The organism is Gordonia sp. 135 (assembly GCF_009720185.1).
Lineage (GTDB): Bacteria > Actinomycetota > Actinomycetes > Mycobacteriales > Mycobacteriaceae > Gordonia > Gordonia alkanivorans.
Genome location: NZ_CP046257.1, coordinates 188,768 through 207,815, shown reverse-complemented (window position 1 = coordinate 207,815; position 19,048 = coordinate 188,768). Strand labels below are relative to the sequence as shown.

The window sequence follows — 19,048 nt, the reverse complement described above, 5'->3', positions numbered from 1 at the left end:
TCTATCCGAACGGGGACCCATGGGGACCGCCTCCACCACCGGGGATGGCGGGTACGGTGTGGAGGAATCCTCAACCCGTCGGCGTGATGGACACGCCCGGCGACGCCGTCTCGCTACGCGGGGGGCAGCGCGCGCGACGACGCCGTCCGGGGCGCCTGGATGGTCAGTCCGCGAACGCCATTCGCGCGCACGCCGTGTCGAGATCGACGACGTCGGCGTACTTGGCGTCGAGATCGAACAGATTCGCGTCGTGCACCGCGGGGTTGCGGTCCCCGCAGGCGTCGGCGACGACCTTCGGGATGAATCCGTGCTGCATGGCATCGGTGGCACTCGCACGCACGCATCCCGAGGTCGAGACGCCGGCGACGAACACCGAGTCGACTCCGTTGGCGATCAGTGTTGCCGCGACCGACGTGCCGAAGAACGCCGACGCATACTGCTTGACCACGACGACCTCACCCGCTTGCGGGCGCAGCGGCGCGACGAACTCACCCAGGCCGTCCGGATGCCCGGCCTCGAGGACACCCAGCGCGGGCACCTTCCGGACGAAGACACCGCCGTCGGCGAGACCGGGCGTGTACTCCACCCGGGTGTGGACGACCAGGGTCCCCGCGCGGCGAGTCGCCTCGAGGAGCATGGCGCATCGGTCGACGACTTCCGGATCGGGAAGGCAGAACGGCGATCCCGGCCGGAAGTACGCCTCGATCATGTCGATCATCAGCAGCGCGGGCCGGGAACCCCAGCCCAGTGCGCCACCGAATCCCGCCTTCGCGTAGTCGGCGGCGATGCCGTCCGCATCGGTGACCGTGTTCCCGGGATCGTTCACGCAACGACCTCCACATTCTGTTCGCACGCCTCCAGCAAGGCCTCCTCGCTGAGCTCGGACCGCGGCAGTTCCGCCACGACCTCTCCATGATGCAGGACGAGAACACGGTGGCAGATCGCCGCGAGTTGTTCGTGATCACCGGAGAACACCAGGACCGACGCACCGTCGGCGGCAAGGTCGGCGACCCGGTCCAGCAGCTGACGTGACGCGCCGGCGTCGACGCCCTGGGTGGGTTCGTCGAGCAGGAGCACGGTCGGGTCGAGATGCAACCACTTGGACAGCACGATCTTCTGCTGGTTGCCACCGCTGAACTGACGGATCGGCCAATGCGGTTGCGCCGGAACCGCACCGGACTCTTCGACGAGGTCGACCGCCGTCGACCGCTCCTTGCGCCAGTTGGTCGCGACGCCGAACCTGGTGAACGAGCCCAGGCTCGGCAGCGTGACGTTCTCGGCGGCGGATGCGTCGAGCCAGACACCGTCGCGATGACGGTTGCCCGGCACCAACGCCAGACCGGCGGCGATGGCGGCCCGGGGTCGGTTCGGTTCGACGGCGGTGCCGTCGACGGTGACCGTGCCACCGGTACGCGGCAGCTTGCCGGCCAGGACCAGCGGCAGTTCTTCGTGACCCATGCCGGCCAGGCCGGTGAAACCGACGATCTCACCCTTCTCGACGGTGACCGAGAGATCCTTCACCACACCGCCACTCACGTTCTCCAGCACGAGCTGTGCGGGCGTGGTGCCCGAGCGCTCCGGCGGATCCGGGTAGTAGTCGGTCAGTCGCCGGCCGAGGATGTCGGCGACCAGGTCCGAGCGGGTCAGTCCCGCGGTGGACCGGGTGAGAACCCGCTTACCGTCACGCAATACGGTGACGGAGTCGCAGTCGTCGAGCACCTCGCTGAGCCGGTGGCTGACGAAGATGACGCTCGAACCCAGATCGGCGACACTGCGCATCATGGAGGTGACCTGTGCGGCCTCGCTGTGCGACAGCGACGCCGTCGGCTCGTCGAGGATGAACAGGTGACCTTCGTGACCGTCACCGAGTGCACGGACCGCGCGGACCAGACCGACGAGCGCACGCTGCGCCGGGCTGAGGTCGGCGACCAACGTGTTCAGCGGCAGTTCGATGCCGAGACGTTCGGCGATCTCGCGGCAGGCCTTGGCCTCCTGGCGATCGCGCACCCAGCCGAAGCCGCGGGTGCCGTAACCGGTTGCGACGCCGATGTTCTCGAGAACCGTCATCTCCGGGGCGAGACCCAGGTCCTGATGGATGACGGCGATGCCGTGCTCGGCCGGGTTGCGCACCGGCAGGTCGAGCTCGCGGCCGAACAGACTCACCCGACCGCTGTCCGGCCGGTAGTAACCGGCCAGGCACTTGATCATCGTCGACTTGCCGCTGCCGTTCTGCCCGCACAGCGCGTGGACCTCGCCGCGCTTGACCTCCCAGTCGAGCGGGTGCAGTGCGTAGTTGCCGTCGAACTGCTTCGAGAGACCCTCGATCTGCAGGGCGGGACCCGCGGTACCGCCCCCTCCCCGGCCCGGGAGGGTGGCGGCCGCCGACTCCGGCGTCATCACGCGGCTCCGCGACGCTTGCCGACGAGCTTGGCGAGGGCGACGGCGATCATCAGTGCCAGACCGTTGAACAGCGGGCTGACCCACGATGCCGCACCGCCCAACTGGAGACCGGTGATGCCGACGACCAAGAGGTAGACCGCAACGAGGGTGCCGATCGCGTTGAAGCGGCCGACGGTGATCGCGGTGGCACCGAGGAACGTCGCAGCGAACGGGGCCAGGAGGTACTGGCTGCCGATACCGGGATCGATCGCGCCGAGGTTGCCGACCAGGATGATGCCGATCAGCGCGCCGGCCACACCCGAGACCACGTAGGTGATGGTGCGGATGCGTGCCACCGAGATACCCGCCAGCAGAGCGGCATCGCGGTTGCCACCGATGAACAGCATGTAGCGGCCCATCGGGGTGCGCTGGTACACGAACCACAGCACCGCCACGAGCAGCCAGCCGTACCAGGTGGTCATCGGCAGGCCCAGCAGCTTGGCCCGCGACAGCTCGACGTAGAAGTCCGGGACACCGGTGACGATCTTGGAACCCGTGATGGCGTACCCGATGCCCGAAAGGGCCGTGAACATGCCGAGTGTCGTGATGAACGAGTCCACCCCGACCTTGACGACCAGGAGGGCGTTGATCAGGCCGACGATGAGCCCGACCGCCAGCGCAGCCGGGATCACCGCGGCCGGCGAGTACCCGTTGGTCGACATGACCGCGACCACACACGCACTGGTGACCATGACGCCGGGGATGGCGAGGTCGAAGTCATCGGTCCGCAGCGCCAGGGTCGCGGCCAATGCGAGGAGCAGGATGATCGCCTGCGAGTTGACCATCGCCGAGACGATGCCCGTCGACCGGAACTCGGGCAGGAAGACGGCGCACAGCGCGAACGCCAGCACGAGAAGGCCGACCAGCGCATAACGTTCCACGAACGACGTGGCCGGGCGGGCTTTCGTGGAGCTGGCCACCGACTCGGTCGGTGACTTCTGGATCGCCGGTGGGCGAGAGGTGGGCGCCGCGACGGTGCCGAGGTCATTGCTCATGATGTCTCCGTGTGTGAGCCGCGGGCATGGTCAGCCCGCGTGCCGATCAGTTCTTGGACCAGGCCTCTTTGAAGGCGTTCTGGAAGTCCTTGTAGTTGGGGTTCACGTCCGCGTTCGAGTCGCCGACGTTGGTCTCGTCGACCAGTCGGGTGGGGATGACGATGCCCGAGGGCTGGGCGCCGGTGACCGAGCGAATCGCGTTGTCGACCATCACCCAACCGAGCCACGCCTCCGGCGGAGCCGCCATGGTGACGTCCTGGCCCTTGCCCGAGCGGATCGAGTCGAGGCTGGTGGCGATGCCGTCCCGGCCGAGGATCTTGGCGTCCGGATTGGTCATGGCCACGGTCGGCTCGACGAAGGTGACGCCTGAGTCCCAGTTGGTCATCACGTAGGTGGTGTCCGGGTTGCGCTTCATCGCCGTCTCGACCTTCTGCGGCAGATCGGTCGCGGCGTTGGCCAGGTCGATCTCCTGGATGTCCAGCGAGCAGTCGTCCGGGCAGTTCTCGCGGTAGACCTTCTCGGCTCCGTCGGCCATGTTCTTGTAGATCTCGATCGCGGTCGGCTGCGCGAAGAACGTCGACGCCGAGCAGTTCGAGTCGACCAGCGTCCATGCGGCGAGCGAGGAGCCGTCGGCGGTGTAGTTCGCGCTCACGTTCGCGAAGACGCCGTTGGCCAGCGGGGCGGAGGCGTCACCCGACAGTGCGTTGATGACCGGGAGGCCTGCGCGGGCAGCGTCGTTCAGCGAACCGGACAGCATCGCCGGTTCGATGCCCAGGAGGACGATCGCGTCGGCCTTCTGCGCGATGGCCTGCGCCATGCCCTCGTTGAACTTGTTCGTCTGTCCCTGGCCGTCGTACACGGTGGCCTTGACGCCGGCTGCGGCCGCGGCCTCGTTGAAGCCCTCGGCGGCGGCGGAGGTGAACTGGTTGGTGACAACCATGATCATCCAGATGTTCTTGCCCTTGGCGGCGGCGAGATCGAGCGGGGCCTCCGGCACGATCAGCGGGGTGGCCTCGCGGGCCTTGTCGACGATGGCACCGGCGGCCTGGGTGCAGGCATTGCTGATCTTCTCACCGGAGGCGCTCGAGCCGTTGTCGGCCGTTGCGCTGGTACAGCCTGCGAGCAGGGCGCCGGCGGCGACCGTCGTGAGCATCCAGGATGCTGTCTTCTTCATCGGTTCTCCTCGAAAAGTGTTGTGCAGAGAGTGGTTCGGGACTGCCGGGCTCAGTGCTCGCGCAGCAGGGTGCCGAACCCGTGGATCTGGTCGGTGACGCCGTTGGAACGCAGCGCATGCCACCAGGTGGCCGCGTTGATGGCGATGACGGGCTTGCCGAGCCAGCGTTCGGCTTCGTCGGCGAGGCCGACCATGGAGAGGTTGGTGCCGACCTGAACGATGGCATCGACGTCGGGCCCGTTGACCTCCAGGATCGCCTGGCGCAGTTCGTCTTCGCTGACCCGGGCGATGTCCACCGCGGACGGGCAACGCAGTCCCTTGAGGTTGACCACGTCGTAACCGGCCTCGGAGAGGAACAGGCGCACGTTCTCGTCGGCGATCGGCTGGTAGGGCGTGACCACGCCGAGACGCTTGGCGCCGAAGAGATCGAGTCCGCGGCGGACTGCGTCGGCGCCGGTGGCGACCTTCAGGCCGGAGAAGCTCTCGAGCTGTTCGGTGAACTGCCGGTTGCCTTCCACACCGCCCCAGAAGGTCTCCGCCGACATCCCCATCACGAGGTAGTCGGGGTCGCAGGTCAGCACGCGCTCGCATGCGGCGTTGATCTCGCCGCGGATCTGTTCGAGAAGACCTTCGAAATCCTCGTTGCTGCTCAGCGTTTGGTCGCGGATGTGGATGCGGCCGACGTGAGGCGTCACGCCGGGCACCGTCATCCGGTAGTAGTCCGGCTCGACGACCGTGTTCGTCGAGGGGGCGAGGACGCCAAAGACGTTGCGGTAACCAAGAACGTCAACCATGAATCTCCTTCGGGGGAAAACTGCACACAATCCGGGGTTCGTGGGGTCTTTTGTGTACATGGGGGTCGTGGCAGATCACTGCTTCGCGTCAAACCATATGGCAGGACCACAGGCCAAGAGTAGCCCGGATCGCGCCGGTTAACAGGGTATTTACCAACCGATTGGTCCCGGATCCGGCGGCGGAGTGCTCCAAAACGCTGTTTAGCAGCATTAAAGGAAGTTGGACAGTTGTATACATGTCCACTGCGCAGGAGGCCGCGGCCGGTCATACTGAGCAGGCAGCCCGACCACGAAGACCAGGCTGCGCCCGGAGCCGGCCGAACACCCGGTGGGGCAAGCAGACAGAGGAGTAGCCATGGCCAGTCAACGAACCGTCCTCACGCTGGACGACGCCGAGGCCGTGATCGCGGCGGCGCGCGCGAAGGCAGCCGAGATCTCGGTGCCGATGGCGCTAGACGGTATGGGTGACTCCCCGATGGTGTGTTGGGGGGTTGCGGGCCGGAGCCTCACGCACAAAGACTCGTGGGTTACCGAGCAGGAGGCGCCTGCCCGGCCTATCCGACATTTGTGGGAGGCCCCGGTGTTTACAGAGCGTACGAGTGTAGGACTCGATGTGCACGCACGATCGATCGTCGCGGCTGCTCTTGACGGCCAAACAAGTGAGCTTCATCAGGCGCGGCTGACGCCGTCGTTTGAGCACGTCAGATCATGGCTGGCGACGTTGCCAGGCCCTGTCGCGGTGGCCTATGAAGCCGGTCCGACCGGCTTCGGGCTGTACCGGGACCTGACCGCGGCAGGGATCCGCTGCGAGGTGGTTGCGCCGAGCAAGCTGCAGCGTCCGGTCGGTGACCGGGTCAAGACCGATGTGCGCGACTCGATTCACCTGGCGAGGTTGCTGCGGCTTGGCGAGACCACTTCGGTGTGCATCCCGACTGTCGCCCAGGAAGCCGCGCGTGATCTGGTCAGGGCCCGCGAGGACTGTCGGGGTGATTTGATGCGGGCACGTCATCGGTTATCGAAGCTGTTGCTGCGTCACGGCCTGGTCTATGACGGTGGGACGGCCTGGACCGGCGCGCATGACCGGTGGTTGCGAACAGTCGCAGCGTCGGCGTTGACCGGGGCGGCCACACGGGTGGCCTTCGATGCCGATTACGAACACGTATTGACGATGAAAGCTCGACGTGACCGTTTGGACGTGGCGATCGTAGCGATGGCCGGTGATAGTGAGTTCACCCCGATCGTGCGGCGGATGTCGTGCCTGCGTGGAGTGAGCACGCTGACCGCGTTCGCGTTGACCGTGGAGATCGGTGATTGGGATCGGTTCACCGGCAACAGCATTGGCTCATTCGTCGGGTTGGTTCCCAGCGAATATTCTTCAGGAATGTCGCGGGTGCAGGGGGCGATCACCAAGACCGGCAACACCCATGCCCGCCGATTGCTCGTCGAAGCAGCCTGGCACCATCGGGCGCGCTATCACGTCGGTGCGGTGATGCGGGAACGCTGGGAACAGGCTCCCGCAGCGGCTCGGGTGCGTGGCGATGAAGGTAACCGTCGCCTCCATCAGCGGTGGGTGAACTTCCTTGACCGCCGGAAACGCCCCGTCATTGCCAACGTCGCCATCGCGCGTGAGTTGGCCGGCTGGTGCTGGTCGTTGGCCGTGATGGACTGCTGACAGCAATTGGCCTGCTTTATGAGCCGATCGGTGGTGACAGCGCGTGGATCGACCCGCGATACAACTATGAGCAAACCCGGTCATGGGTTGACGCTCGACCCTAGACACGCGGTCGCGATCCAGCCGAAACCCCTTCCTGCGGTACCCAATCCGCGAATATCAGTCTGACCGCGCGTCGTGATACGACACGCTCACCACACAGATCGCTCATGAAGCACAGAGGTACCGCCGGGATAGCTTCCCGGCGGTACCTCGCCCTGCGAACTTGGGCCTGGTGCACGGATAGGTGACAGGGTTAGTCACGCGGCCTGAGGGGCCTCGTGGTTGATGATGGTCTCGAATTCAATGGGGGTCAATCTGCCGAGGCGGTCCTGTCGTCTGCGGCGGTGGTAGGTCCGTTCGATCCAGTGCACGATGGCGGCCCGGAGCTCGTCTCTGGTGGCCCAGGATCGACGGTCGAGGACGTTGTTCTGTAGCAGCGAGAAGATGTCCATGGCCATGAGAAAGTCCCCACTGGTGGCCAGGTCGAGGTCCCCGCTGGTGGCCAGATAAAAGTCCCCACCCTGTGTTCGTCGTGTCGACCCGGAACTGAGGGCCCAGGCGATGACGGTGAAGGTGCCAACCGATCACCATCACCGCCTGGGAGTTCCATTGAAGTCTGCGAAGGACCGTATGGACATCATTTCTGCTTACCGAGAACTCGGAAGCTATCGCGCCGCAGCCGAGGTGTGCGGCACCACCCACAAGACCGTCAAACGTGTGGTCGACCGGTTCGAGGCCGACGATCAACCACCCGATCGCAAGGAACGGGCCCGCAACTACGACACCGTCGCCGAGCTGGTCGCCGAGAGAGTCGAGCGGTCACACGGCCGGATCACCGCCAAACGTCTGCTACCAGTAGCGCGAGCGGCGGGCTATGCAGGCTCGGCCCGCAACTTCCGTCGTCTCGTCGCCCAGGAGAAAACACAGTGGCGCCGTGATCACCATCGTGGGCGTCGCCCGGCAGTGTGGGCTCCGGGTGACTACCTGGTCATCGATTGGGCCGTGATCGGCGGCCTGCACATGTTCTGCGCGGTGTTGGCGTTCTCACGCTGGCGGTTCGTTCGGTTCGCCACCAATGAAACATCCACCACCACACTCGGATTCATCGCTGAAGCCTTTGAGGAGATCGGTGGAGTACCCAACAAGGTACTCGCTGATCGGATGGGCTGCCTCAAAGGTGGAGTCGTCGCCAACGTCGTCGTACCCACCCCCTCGTATGTGCGGTTTGCCACCCACTACGGGTTCGCCCCGGATTTCTGTCACGGCGCCGATCCGGAATCGAAAGGGATCGTGGAGAACCTCTGCGGGTACGCGCAGTCAGATCTGGCGCAACCGTTGTGGACCGAAGCCAAGATCGCCGCTGGTCGTGACGACGTGCAGCTGGATGTGCACGCAGCGAACCGGGCCGCGCGGGACTGGTGTGTCGAGGTCAACACCCGCCGCCACAGCGACACACTGTGCGTGCCTGCTGAGCAACTCGATGTGGAACGAGAAGTGCTGTCGACGTTGCCATCTCTGCGGGCCCAAGTCGGCCCACCGCCGGTCACCCGAAAGGTCGATCGCCTCTCATGTATCCGGTACGCCTCGGCCCGCTACTCGGTACCCAACCGGCTCATCGGCACCACCGTGACCCTCATCCAGGACGGTGAACGGCTCCTGATCGCCGAACCCGCCTCAGGCGAGGTGATCGCCGAACATCTGCTGGCCGCACCCGGAGAGGTCGTCCTCAACGATGACCACTACGGCGGGCCACGCACACCGCCCAGTCGTGCACCACGACCCAAAACCGCAGCAGAGAAGCAGTTCTGCGCTCTCGGTGAGGTTGCTGAGCAGTTCCTGGTCGGTGCCGCCGCGATCGGTAACACCCGCCTAAGCGGTGAACTCGACGACATCCTCGGGCTCGTCACCTCCCACGGCCACGAACAGGTGCTCACCGCCCTGACCAGGGCGGTGGCATTCCGACGGTTCAAGGCCGCCGATGTGCGTTCGATCCTCGATGCCGGAGCCGGCACCCCCAACCCGCGACCGGCCGGCACAGCACTGCTCGGGCACCTGCCTACCGCGCCCACCCGCTCGCTGGATGCCTACAAGCTCGGCGCCGGCGACAAGGAGGTGTCATGACCACCACAACATCGACATCAGTTGCACCAACAGTGCCGCCACTACCGGCCGACCTCGACCAAGCGCTACGCCGATTGAAGCTCGCCTCGATCCGCCGCACCGCACCCGAGGTACTGCTCACCGCGAAAACCCAGCGATGGACACCCGAAGAAGTGCTGCGGACCCTGGTCGAAGCCGAGATCGCCGCTCGTGATGCCTCCAACATCCGCAACCGACTCAAAGCTGCCGGGTTCCCGGTCACCAAAACCCTGGAATCGTTCGACGTGGCCGCATCCTCCATCCCGGCCAACACCTTCGAATACCTATCCTCACTGGAATGGGTTCGAGCCCAACACAATCTGGCCTTGATCGGCCCAGCCGGGACTGGCAAGAGTCACACCCTGATCGGGCTGGGGATCGCCGCAGTACACGCCGGACACAAAGTGCGGTACTTCACCGCCGCCGACCTCGTGGAGACCCTGTATCGCGGACTGGCCGACAACACCGTCGGCAAAACCATCGACACCCTGCTACGCCAAGATCTGCTCATCCTCGACGAGATCGGATTCGCACCACTCGACGACACCGGCACCCAACTACTGTTCCGGCTCGTCGCCGGCGCCTACGAACGCCGCTCTCTCGCGATCGCCAGCCACTGGCCCTTCGAACAATGGGGACGATTCCTGCCCGAACACACCACCGCCGCCAGCATCCTCGACCGGCTCCTACACCACGCCACCATCGTCATCACCGACGGCGACTCCTACCGCATGACACACCGAACGGAGGTACCACCCACCTAGAACATCCCGCACAGGGTGGGGACTTTTACCTGGCCACCAGCGGGGACATCAAACTGGCCGTTGACAGAAGAAGCTCTCCATCGCCGCGTTGTCACCACACGCACCGACCCTGCCCATCGACCCGAGCATGCCGTGCCGGGTGATGGCCTTCTGCATCTTCTTCGAACGAAATTGAGACCCTCTATCGCTGTGCAGAACGCAGCCGGCCACGTCCCCTCGCCTGGCGACAGCGCTGTTCAGGGCGGCCACGGCCAGGCGGGACTTCATTCTCGAGTCGATCGAGTACCCGACGATCCGGCCCGAGTAGACGTCCTTGATCGCGCACAGGTACAGCTTGCCCTCGGCCGTCCAGTGCTCGGTGATGTCGGTCAGCCACAGCTCGTTGGGGCCGGGCGCGGTGAAGTCTCTCTTGACGAGATCGTCGTGTACAGGCGGGCCGGCCTTGCGGTGCTTGCCGCGGCCTCTCTTGCTGATGGTGCTGGTCCAGCCGCCGGCGGAGCAGATCCGCCACGCCGTCCGCCGGCACATCTTCTCGCCTGCGGCTTCGGCCTCGTCGGCGAGGTAGCGGTAGCCGAACTCCGGGTCTTCGCGGTGGGCGTCGAACAGGGCGTTGGCCCGGTACGCCTCGGCGAGCTCGGCGTCGGTGATCGGGTTCTTGCGCCACCGGTAGTAGGGCTGGCGAGCGATCTTGAGTACCCGACACGCCACCGTGACGGGGATGCCGTCAGCGGCCAGCTCACTCACGAGCGGGTACCACCTTTTCCCGGCAGATTCGCTTGGGACAGGTACGCCGCCGCCCGGCGTAAGACCTCGTTCTCCTGTTCAAGCAGGCGCACACGCCGCTTGGCCTCGCGCAGCTCACGCGATTCGGCCGACGTGGTGCCGGGCTTGATCCCGGCCTCCACGTCGGCCTTGCGGATCCACTTGTTCAGGGTCATCGGGTGGATACCGAAGTCGGCAGCGATCTGTTCGAGAGTCACACCGTCTTCACGGTTCTGGGCGACGCGGACAACGTCGTCGCGGAACTCCTGGGGATAGGGCTTGGGCACAGCTGGCATCCTTCCAGGCCGCCCGGCAGGGCAAGCCAGATCAGATGTCACCTACTCGTGCACCAGCCCCCTTGACAAACTTCTCTACATATCAGTTGTAAGACCCGGGCAGGTTGTGAACGTGTAAGCGTTCGATCGGGGTGAGTCCGCCGATGTCGGTGTGGGCTCGGTGGTGATTGTAGTGGTGTAGCCAGTCGTCGTAGGTGGCTGCGCGGGCGGTCTCTGAGGTGTAGAACTCGGCGTAGGCCCATTCCGAGGCCAGGGTGCGGTTGAATCGTTCGACCTTGCCGTTGGTTTGCGGACGGTAGGGACGGGTCTTCTTGTGCTTGATCTCGGCGCCGAGGGATTCTGCGAAAACCTTTGAGCGGTAACAGGCGCCGTTGTCGGTCATCACTCGTCTCACAGTGATCCCATGTTGGCTGAAGAAGGCGTTGGCGCGGTCCCAGAACTGCGCGGCGGTCTCTTTGCGTTCGTCGGTGAGGATCTCGGAGTATGCCAGCCGGGAATGGTCATCGACGGCGTGGTGCAGATACGCGTACCCCGGGCGGTGTTTCTTGTTGTGCCGGTTGCCGATCGTGCGCCCGAGTTTGCGGTGGCCGCCGCCTTCGGGGATGCGGCCGAGTTTCTTGATGTCGATGTGGATCAGGTTCTCGTTGCGGATCAGGGCCGCGAGCGACTCGGGGCTCAGCTCGGCGGCGGTGCTCTGCTTCCATGCAGACATTGGTCGTTCCTTTCGAGCGCTCTATTGCATACTTTCGTCCGCAGACAGGTCCGGGAACGGCGCAGATTCTTAGCATTGCATACAACTGCCGGTCCGTGGTTGCGTCCGCGTTACGTCTGTCCCGGATTGTCAGATGACGCCCGACGTCCGGAGTTCGTCGATGTCGGAAGGGGTCCGGGAGAGGGCGTCGCCGAGGACCTCGGCGGTGTGCTCGCCGAGTTCCGGTCCCAGCCAGCGGATCGTGCCCGGCGTCGACGACAGCTTCGGGGCCACGTTCTGGACCGGGAAGTCGCCGAAGACCTTGTGCTGCAACGTGACGATGCCCTCACGTGCGGCGAAGTGCGGATCGGCGAGCATGTCCTTGGCCTGGTAGATCCGACCGGCCGGAACACCTTTCTCCTCGAGCAGGGCCAGGAGATCCTCGGACTGTTGGCGGCGGGTCCAGTCGGCGATTCGGTCGTCGAGTTCGAGCTGGTTCGCCCCGCGTTCGGCGTGGTTGTGGTAACGCGGATCGTCGGCGAGTTCGGGCTCCCCCATCGCCTCGGCGAGACGGCGGAACACCGTGTCCTGGTTCGCCGCGATCAGGATGCTGCTGTCGTCGGCGGTGGGATAGACGTTGCTGGGCGCGACGTTGGGCAAGATCGAACCGGTGCGCTCACGCTGGTAACCGGTCAGCTGGTACTCCGGCACGGTCGATTCCATCAGGGACAGCACTGCCTCGTAGATGGCCGAGTCGACAATCTGACCACGGCCGGTCCGGCGCACGCCGTGCAGAGCGGTCAGTGCACCGATGGTCGCGAAGACGGCAGCGAGCGAGTCACCGATCGAGATGCCGGTCCGGCTCGGGAGGCTGTCGGGATCGCCGGTGATGTAACGCAATCCGCCCATCGCCTCGCCGATCGAACCGTAGCCTGCGCGAGGCGCATACGGTCCCGTCTGACCGTATCCGGTGACCCGCACCATGATCAGCTTCGGGTTGAGTGCGCTCAGCTCCTCGTAGCTCAGACCCCACCGCTCCAGCGTGCCCGGACGGAAGTTCTCGATGAGGATGTCGGCGGTCGCGATCAGGTCCCGGGCGATCTGCTGGCCCTCCGGAGTCCGCAGGTTGCAGGTCACCGACTTCTTGTTGCGACCGACGACCGGCCACCAGAGTGACTGCCCCTGAGCGCTTTTGCGGCCCCACTGACGCATCGGATCCCCCTTGCCCGGGTCCTCCAGCTTGATGACCTCGGCACCGAAATCGGCGAGCAGCTGGCCGCAGAACGGCCCGGCCAGCAGCTGGCCCATCTCCACGACGCGCAGATCGGACAGCGGACCGACCTGGTCGTGCTCGGGGGCGATTTCGACGGTTTCGTTGCTCATCTCGTACTTTCTGTTCGTTGGGAGCCCGAGGCGACCGGGCCGGATGGGTGCGTGCGTCATCGCCGCCTCGCGCAGGGAGCTACGCAGGCGTCGTTGTATGCAGGCGAGGTCGCGGGCCGTCACCGGGCCCGCGGATCAAGCGGTATGTGCTCTGTCGAAGTCGTGGGGTTCGGAAGTGGTTCGGGTGCTGGGATCGCGGGACGATCAGGCGAGGATCGCGCCGATTCCGTCGCGCGTGTTGTCCGCGCCGATGGTCGGGTTGCTCATCGCGCCGAGCATCGCGGTCCGTGCGTTGTGGAGGTGACAGCGCATGACCGCCTCGACCCAGTCCGAGTTTCCGGCGCGGACCGCGGCGACGATCTCGAAATGGTGAGAAAGGCTGCGAGACAAGCTGTCTTCGGTGAAGTGTTGGTAGTTCCGAGTCGCCAGCGAGATGTGCCGGACCGACGTCAGAGTCGCCTCGAGCTGAAGGCTCTCCGCCTTCTCGATCAGCGTCGCGTGGAACTTCCGGTTGAGGCGGGCGATTTCGCTGAAGTCACGGTCACCACCGGGACGACCGTGCTCGTACATACGGACGGCGAGCTCCTCGAGTTCGTCGATCTCGGCGTCGTCGAGCCGGCCCACCGCCTTGCCCGTAGCCACCGGTTCGAGGAGGAGACGGAGATCGAAGATCTCGTTCAGCCTTGCCGCCGACCAGGTGGCCACGCGAGCACCCTTGTTCGGGGACATCTCGACCAGGCCCTCGACGGCCAGCCGCGACAGTGCTTCCCGCACCGGCGTACGACTGACCTCGAGGATCTCGGCCAGTTCGACCTCGGCGAGCCGATCACCCGGTCCCCATCGACCTTCGAGGATCTTCGCGCGGAGGAGATCCGTGGCGCGCTGTGATACCTGAGACACTCTTACCTCCTAGATTGCATACATCGTAGCCCGACAGCAGTCCTCCTACAACCGAAATCTCGTGGATTACTGGACCTTCTTACGTAATGGACATATGACGCCGGTCCACTTGCATACATTCTGTGGCTGGGGGAACATCCGGGCATGCCAAACAACACGGCGTTCGAGCAGTCGGACACAGTCATGCCCCACACCCCGTCCTCCGTAACCCCCTCATCGGCCGTCCCCGAGTCGGTCACCATCGTGGAGGTGTCGCCCCGCGACGGCCTGCAGAACGAGGCGACGCTCCTGCCGACCGAGACCAAACTCGAACTCATCGATCATCTGGTGGCGTCGGGTCTCCGTCGAATCGAGGCGACGAGTTTCGTCCACCCCAAGCGGGTCCCGCAGATGGCCGACGCCGAGGCGGTCTCCGCCGCCCTGCCGCGCGGCGAGGTCTCCTGGATCGGATTGGTTCTCAACGAGCGCGGACTTGATCGCGCCATCGCAGCCGGTCTCGACGAGGTCAACATCGTGGTCGTCGCCTCCGACACCTTCAGCCGGCGCAACCAGGGAACCAGCACCGACGAGGGCGTCGACCTGTGGAATCGGCTCGCGAAGCGAGCATCGGATGCCGGTCTGAAGACCACCGTGACCATCGCCGCCGCCTTCGGCTGCCCGTTCGAAGGTGAGGTCCCCACCGAACGGGTTGCCGACCTCATCCGACGGTGCAGCGATGCGCAGCCCGACGAGATCGCCCTCGCCGACACGATCGGTGTCGGGGTGCCGGCGCAGGTCGTTGCACTCGCCGACGCCGCCCGCCGGGAGGCTCCCGGGATACCGCTGCGATGGCACTTCCACAACACACGGAACACCGGCTACGCCAACGCCCTCACCGCGTTGCAGCTCGGGGCGTCGGCTCTCGACGCGAGTCTAGGCGGCATCGGCGGTTGCCCGTTCGCTCCGGCCGCGACGGGCAACATCGCCACCGAGGACCTCTGGTATCTCCTCGACCGCAGCGGATGCGCCACCGGCGTCGACCCCGCCGTGCTCCTCTCCGGCGCTCGCCGGCTCGGCGAGATGCTCGGGACGACGGTGCCGGGCCAGCTGTCCCGCGCGGGCCTGTTCCCCCCGGTCGAACTCCCGCCCGCCTGATCCGGCCCGATCCGAGAAAGAGGAATGACAATGGCACGAGGCCTCTACATCGCCTTCACTCATCCGCGCGACGACTCCGTCGAGGACGAGTTCAACGAGTGGTACACCACGCATCACCTTCCGGAAATTCTTGCGACGGAGGGTGTCACGAGCGCGGTGCGATACAAGTCGGCCGATCCCGAGGCCAGCCACCGGTACATGGCGGCCTACACGCTCGACGGTGATCTCCCCGAGATCGTCGCCCGGATCCACGCCGACGCGGGCAACCGGACGCCGACCACCGCCTCACGTACCGACCCGGGCTCGGAGTTCCGCCTGTTCGAGTTCGTCGAGGAGCAGCACGCCGAGTAGGGCCCGGAAACCCGCGTAAACGGGTGAAACGCGTTGTATGCACCGTATTCTGGGGCGATGGAAACCCTCGTGACCGCGGTCGTCGTCGACGATCACCCGTTCTTCCGGGACGGGGTGTCGCGAGGTCTCACGCAGAGCGGCCGGGTGCGGGTGGTCGGCGAGGCGGCAGACGGCGTCACCGGCCTCGAACTCATCCGGCGCGAGAATCCCGACGTCGCCGTCGTCGACCACCAGATGCCCGGCATGACGGGTGTGGAACTGGCGCATGCGGTCAGCCGCGACAAACTGCCGACACGCGTGCTGTTGCTGTCGGCGGTCACCGACGGCCCCATCGTGTTCCGGGCGCTACAGGAAGGCGCCGCCGGCTATCTGTCGAAGGATGCCGACCGCGACGAGATCGTCGGTGCGGTGACCCGGGTCGCGAAGGGCGAGACGGTGGTGCCCCCGGCGCTCGCAGCCGGTCTCGCCGGCGAGATCCGGGCCCAGACACAGCGTGAGGCGCCGGCACTCAGCGAACGAGAACGCCAGGTACTCGCCGGTTTCGCACGCGGACAATCGATTCCGCAGTTGGCCGCCGAGTTGTACATCGGGGCCGCGACGGTGAAGACCCATACCCAGCGTCTCTACGAGAAGCTCGGGGTGTCCGACCGTGCCGCCGCGGTGGCCGAGGCGATGCGTCGTGGCCTTCTCGAGTAGCCGACGGGTGATGCGGAACTCCGACATCGAGATCGCCGGACTGACCGTCTATCTCGGGTTCGGCGAGTTCGCCGACGAGCCGCGCATCCACCTCATCCTCGTCGACCACGCGGTCCGGGGAATCCGCATCCAGGTGCTCCTGCGACTGTTCCTGGCACTCTTCGTGCTCCTGACGGTCTGCCTGGATCCGCCCGACCATGCGGCCGTGTTCAGCGTCGTCACCGCCGTTCTCTATGCGGCATGGTGCGTCGCCGGGGCCGTCGTGGCCCGAAGCCGCGAGTCGTGGATGGTCCGCTACTCGTGGATCGCGCTGCCGATCGACCTCCTCCTGCTGACGATCCTGGCCGTCATCGCCGGCATGTCCAACGAGGTCAGCTGGACCACCGACGCGTTGATCGCCGGCTTCGCGCTGGTCCCGATGATCGCGGCCATCTCACTGCAGCCGCGCCTCTGCGCGATGGTGGTGACGGCGACCGTGGTGGTCTATGCGGTCGCCAACATCCTCGCCCGGAACTCGAACAGCGAACCGTGGTCGATCATCGTGTTGCGCATCCTCGTCGTCGCGGCTCTCGCGGTCGGGGCGGTCCTGTTGTCCCAGCTGCAACGATCACGGGTGACGACCATCGGATCGCTTGCCGCCGAACGCGCCCGGCTCCTCGACGCGACGATGGAGATCGAGGAGCGCGAACGGCGCGACCTCGCCGACAACCTCCACGACGGCGCACTCCAGTATGTGCTCGCCGCGCGGCAGGAGCTTGCGACACTGCGGGGTTCGGCCGATTCCGTGACCCTGGACCGGGTCGACGGCGCCCTGCGCGACTCGGCTCGCTTGCTCCGCTCGACGCTGAGCGAACTGCACCCAGCGGTCCTCGAACAGGCCGGACTCGCCGTCGCCCTGACCGATCTGGCGTCGTCGTACGGCGGCCGCGCCGGCGCGCCGTCGATCTCCGTGGACACCGCCGCCTGGCCCAGCGAGCTGCGCACCACCGCCGACTCGCTGCTGTTCGCCGCGGCGCGCGAGCTCCTCACGAATGTGGTCAAGCATGCGGACGCCGACACCGCGGAGGTCACGGCCGAGTTCGACGACGGGGTCGCACGGCTGGTGGTCGTCGACGACGGTGTCGGACTCCCCGACGAGGTCGCGATCGAGGAACTGATGCGCCGCCGGCAGGCGGCCGGCCACATCGGCCTGGCGTCGCGGCGGGTACGTATCGAGGGGGTTGGCGGAGTGTTCTCCCTGCAGAACCGGCCCAGCGGCGGGACCGCCGTCGTGGTCGAGGTGCCCGCGCGCGAGGTCTGAGGGTCCGTGTCCACCGATCGGTGGATGCGGCAATCCACCGGTGGATCACCCGGTCGGCGGAATCCGGGCGGGGTGTTTTCCGAGGAAAGTCATTGGTGTCACCGGGACAGCCCGGAACAACCACACAGAAACCCTCACCAGAGACTCGGAGAACACCATGAAGATCGCGTCCCGCATCGCAGCCGGAACCCTCGGACTCGCCGCAGCCGCCGGCATCGCGCTCGGCGCCTCCGGAGCGGCCCACGCCGGCACCATGCCGATCACCCGCCCGGGAGAGCCGACGGTCGCGATGACGATCACCAACCACACCGACAAGCCCGAGTACCTGATCGGCGGCAACGCCGACGGCGGGCAGTGGGTCAACGCACCGAAGCAGGTCCTCTACCCCGGTGCCTCCGAAACCATCACGGCCGTCGCACCGTTCAACAACCACCTCGACGTGAACGCGTTGTACCGCATCGGCATCTTCGGCCCCACCGCCGACACCGGCTTCCCGCAAGCCAACGTCGGATTCGACCAGTGGTGAGTGGAGGACGCCTGCTGATCACTGGAAACACCGCAGGCCCCGCGACCGAAACGGTCGCGGGGCCTGCGGCGGTTTCGACGAGCTCGGCAAACGAAGGGACACCGGTGGATGAGCTCGGCTCAGCGCATCACGGGAAGAGATTCTCCAGCGAGCCGAAGCCACCTCCGACATCCGTGGCCGTGAAGTTCGTGGTGCAACCGTTGAACGTGACGTTGTCGACGTTCACGGTCCCGGCCTTGTTCGTGGGTTGGCTCGAGATGCCGTAGTGGTCGACGACGGTCTTGTCGCCGGCAGCGGCGACGAGCTCATCCAGGGTTGCGGTCTGGGCCATCGGGATACCGGGGAGGTCACGCGTCGCCCACCACTGGTCGGACTCGGTGGCGTCGGCCTTGGTCTTGCCGTCCGGGGCGGACCACACCAGGGTCGCGAATCCGTCGCCGGATCCGGTCTCTGCGCCGGTCACGCGGATCTGCCAGTTCGCCTGGCCTTCGGACTTGTGGAATGTCAACGGTTTCTTCGCCACGTCAGCGAGCGGCACCCGACCGGCCGCGTGGTAGGAAGCCTGTCGCGGCGTGGCGTCGGTGGTCACGAACTGCAGTGATCCGTCATCGTCGTTGACGTCGACCTCGGAATGCTTTCCGGCCTGGCCTTTCTCATCGGCGAAATCATTTCCCCAGCCGGCTGGGTTACCCGGCGTCGAGACCTTTGCGCAATTGTTTTCGTCCACCGGCGCGGCATTTGCCACGGCAGGTGTGATGAGTCCCGCGACTCCGAGAGCTGCACCGACGGTGGTTGCACGAATGAGATTACGTTTCATGGGTTTTCCCGACCTCCATCTGTTTTTCGATTCACGGACTTCGGCGAACGTAACAAACGAAAAAGAGGGCGACCACCCCCTTTGAGGAACACATCACACGATTGAAATTGGTGAATAGCCGATCGAACAATGTCGATTCTCGACAACCCGGACAGAGCGCCCGATCCTCACTT

The 19,048-nt window shown here is 65.8% G+C and carries 16 protein-coding genes and 3 pseudogenes; 8 read left to right on the top strand and 11 right to left on the bottom strand.

Annotated elements, in window-relative coordinates:
- Window positions 1-163 precede the first annotated feature (163 nt).
- From GKZ92_RS00900 to GKZ92_RS00880, 5 genes are read right to left on the bottom strand one after another with little or no spacing between them, the layout of a single operon-like run.
- Window positions 164-826: an isochorismatase family protein gene (locus tag GKZ92_RS00900; RefSeq protein ID WP_155224900.1), complete on the bottom strand. Its 663-nt coding sequence runs from the start codon at window positions 824-826 to the stop codon at window positions 164-166.
- Entirely contained in the window at window positions 823-2,397 is a 1,575-nt protein-coding gene (locus GKZ92_RS00895; RefSeq protein ID WP_035754188.1) for a sugar ABC transporter ATP-binding protein, read from the bottom strand. The genes GKZ92_RS00900 and GKZ92_RS00895 overlap by 4 nt, the downstream gene beginning before the upstream one ends.
- Window positions 2,397-3,434 (bottom strand): ABC transporter permease, encoded by a 1,038-nt coding sequence (locus GKZ92_RS00890; RefSeq protein WP_035754187.1) that lies wholly within the window; start codon window positions 3,432-3,434, stop codon window positions 2,397-2,399. The genes GKZ92_RS00895 and GKZ92_RS00890 overlap by 1 nt, the downstream gene beginning before the upstream one ends.
- A 46-nt stretch (window positions 3,435-3,480) precedes the next feature.
- Window positions 3,481-4,608, bottom strand: a complete 1,128-nt coding sequence (locus GKZ92_RS00885; RefSeq protein WP_035754186.1) for a substrate-binding domain-containing protein — start codon at window positions 4,606-4,608, stop codon at window positions 3,481-3,483.
- A gap of 50 nt (window positions 4,609-4,658) precedes the next feature.
- Window positions 4,659-5,402, bottom strand: a complete 744-nt coding sequence (locus tag GKZ92_RS00880; RefSeq protein ID WP_005200786.1) for a maleate cis-trans isomerase family protein — start codon at window positions 5,400-5,402, stop codon at window positions 4,659-4,661.
- A 580-nt stretch (window positions 5,403-5,982) separates the two neighbouring features.
- Here GKZ92_RS00880 and GKZ92_RS00875 point away from each other — a divergent pair.
- The gene (locus GKZ92_RS00875) at window positions 5,983-7,074 is read left to right on the top strand and encodes an IS110 family transposase (RefSeq protein WP_044505579.1); all 1,092 of its coding nucleotides are present in this window, start codon (window positions 5,983-5,985) and stop codon (window positions 7,072-7,074) included.
- Window positions 7,075-7,373: 299 nt separating this feature from the next.
- Here the strand turns inward: GKZ92_RS00875 and GKZ92_RS00870 are convergent.
- Window positions 7,374-7,559 (bottom strand): annotated as a pseudogene (locus GKZ92_RS00870) (IS3 family transposase); the annotation flags it as partial.
- A gap of 166 nt (window positions 7,560-7,725) precedes the next feature.
- On the opposite strand from GKZ92_RS00870, the gene istA reads away from it, so the two are divergent.
- The gene (istA, locus tag GKZ92_RS00865) at window positions 7,726-9,237 is read left to right on the top strand and encodes an IS21 family transposase (protein WP_075863973.1); all 1,512 of its coding nucleotides are present in this window, start codon (window positions 7,726-7,728) and stop codon (window positions 9,235-9,237) included.
- Window positions 9,234-10,019 (top strand): IS21-like element helper ATPase IstB, encoded by a 786-nt coding sequence (gene istB, locus GKZ92_RS00860; RefSeq protein ID WP_006361228.1) that lies wholly within the window; start codon window positions 9,234-9,236, stop codon window positions 10,017-10,019. The genes istA and istB overlap by 4 nt, the downstream gene beginning before the upstream one ends.
- 66 nt (window positions 10,020-10,085) lie before the next feature.
- Here istB and GKZ92_RS00855 read toward each other — a convergent pair.
- From GKZ92_RS00855 to GKZ92_RS00840, 4 genes and pseudogenes are all read right to left on the bottom strand, one after another.
- Window positions 10,086-11,068 (bottom strand): annotated as a pseudogene (locus GKZ92_RS00855) (IS3 family transposase); the annotation flags it as partial.
- Window positions 11,069-11,159: 91 nt separating this feature from the next.
- Window positions 11,160-11,717, bottom strand: a pseudogene (locus GKZ92_RS00850) (integrase core domain-containing protein); the annotation flags it as partial.
- Between the two features lie 201 nt (window positions 11,718-11,918).
- Window positions 11,919-13,151 carry a CaiB/BaiF CoA transferase family protein gene (locus tag GKZ92_RS00845; protein WP_035755735.1) on the bottom strand — a complete coding sequence of 411 codons (1,233 nt, stop codon included), beginning with the start codon at window positions 13,149-13,151 and terminating at the stop codon, window positions 11,919-11,921.
- A 204-nt stretch (window positions 13,152-13,355) separates the two neighbouring features.
- A complete protein-coding gene (locus tag GKZ92_RS00840) occupies window positions 13,356-14,051 on the bottom strand; it encodes a GntR family transcriptional regulator (protein WP_035755737.1) in 696 nt (231 codons plus the stop codon).
- Between the two features lie 183 nt (window positions 14,052-14,234).
- On the opposite strand from GKZ92_RS00840, the gene GKZ92_RS00835 reads away from it, so the two are divergent.
- The 5 genes from GKZ92_RS00835 to GKZ92_RS00815 all read left to right on the top strand — a co-directional run bounded on the left by GKZ92_RS00835 (window position 14,235) and on the right by GKZ92_RS00815 (window position 18,058).
- Window positions 14,235-15,185: a hydroxymethylglutaryl-CoA lyase gene (locus GKZ92_RS00835; RefSeq protein ID WP_051406026.1), complete on the top strand. Its 951-nt coding sequence runs from the start codon at window positions 14,235-14,237 to the stop codon at window positions 15,183-15,185.
- 30 nt (window positions 15,186-15,215) lie between these two features.
- A complete protein-coding gene (locus GKZ92_RS00830; protein WP_005200770.1) occupies window positions 15,216-15,536 on the top strand; it encodes a DUF4286 family protein in 321 nt (106 codons plus the stop codon).
- A 57-nt stretch (window positions 15,537-15,593) separates the two neighbouring features.
- Complete coding sequence (locus tag GKZ92_RS00825; RefSeq protein WP_005200768.1) at window positions 15,594-16,232, top strand: response regulator; 639 nt, start codon at window positions 15,594-15,596, stop codon at window positions 16,230-16,232.
- 10 nt (window positions 16,233-16,242) lie between these two features.
- Complete coding sequence (locus GKZ92_RS00820) at window positions 16,243-17,532, top strand: sensor histidine kinase (protein ID WP_035755778.1); 1,290 nt, start codon at window positions 16,243-16,245, stop codon at window positions 17,530-17,532.
- 157 nt (window positions 17,533-17,689) lie between these two features.
- A complete protein-coding gene (locus GKZ92_RS00815) occupies window positions 17,690-18,058 on the top strand; it encodes a hypothetical protein (protein ID WP_081724876.1) in 369 nt (122 codons plus the stop codon).
- Between the two features lie 127 nt (window positions 18,059-18,185).
- Here GKZ92_RS00815 and GKZ92_RS00810 read toward each other — a convergent pair whose 3' ends face one another.
- Window positions 18,186-18,875 carry a hypothetical protein gene (locus tag GKZ92_RS00810; RefSeq protein WP_035755740.1) on the bottom strand — a complete coding sequence of 230 codons (690 nt, stop codon included), beginning with the start codon at window positions 18,873-18,875 and terminating at the stop codon, window positions 18,186-18,188.
- Window positions 18,876-19,048 lie beyond the last annotated feature (173 nt).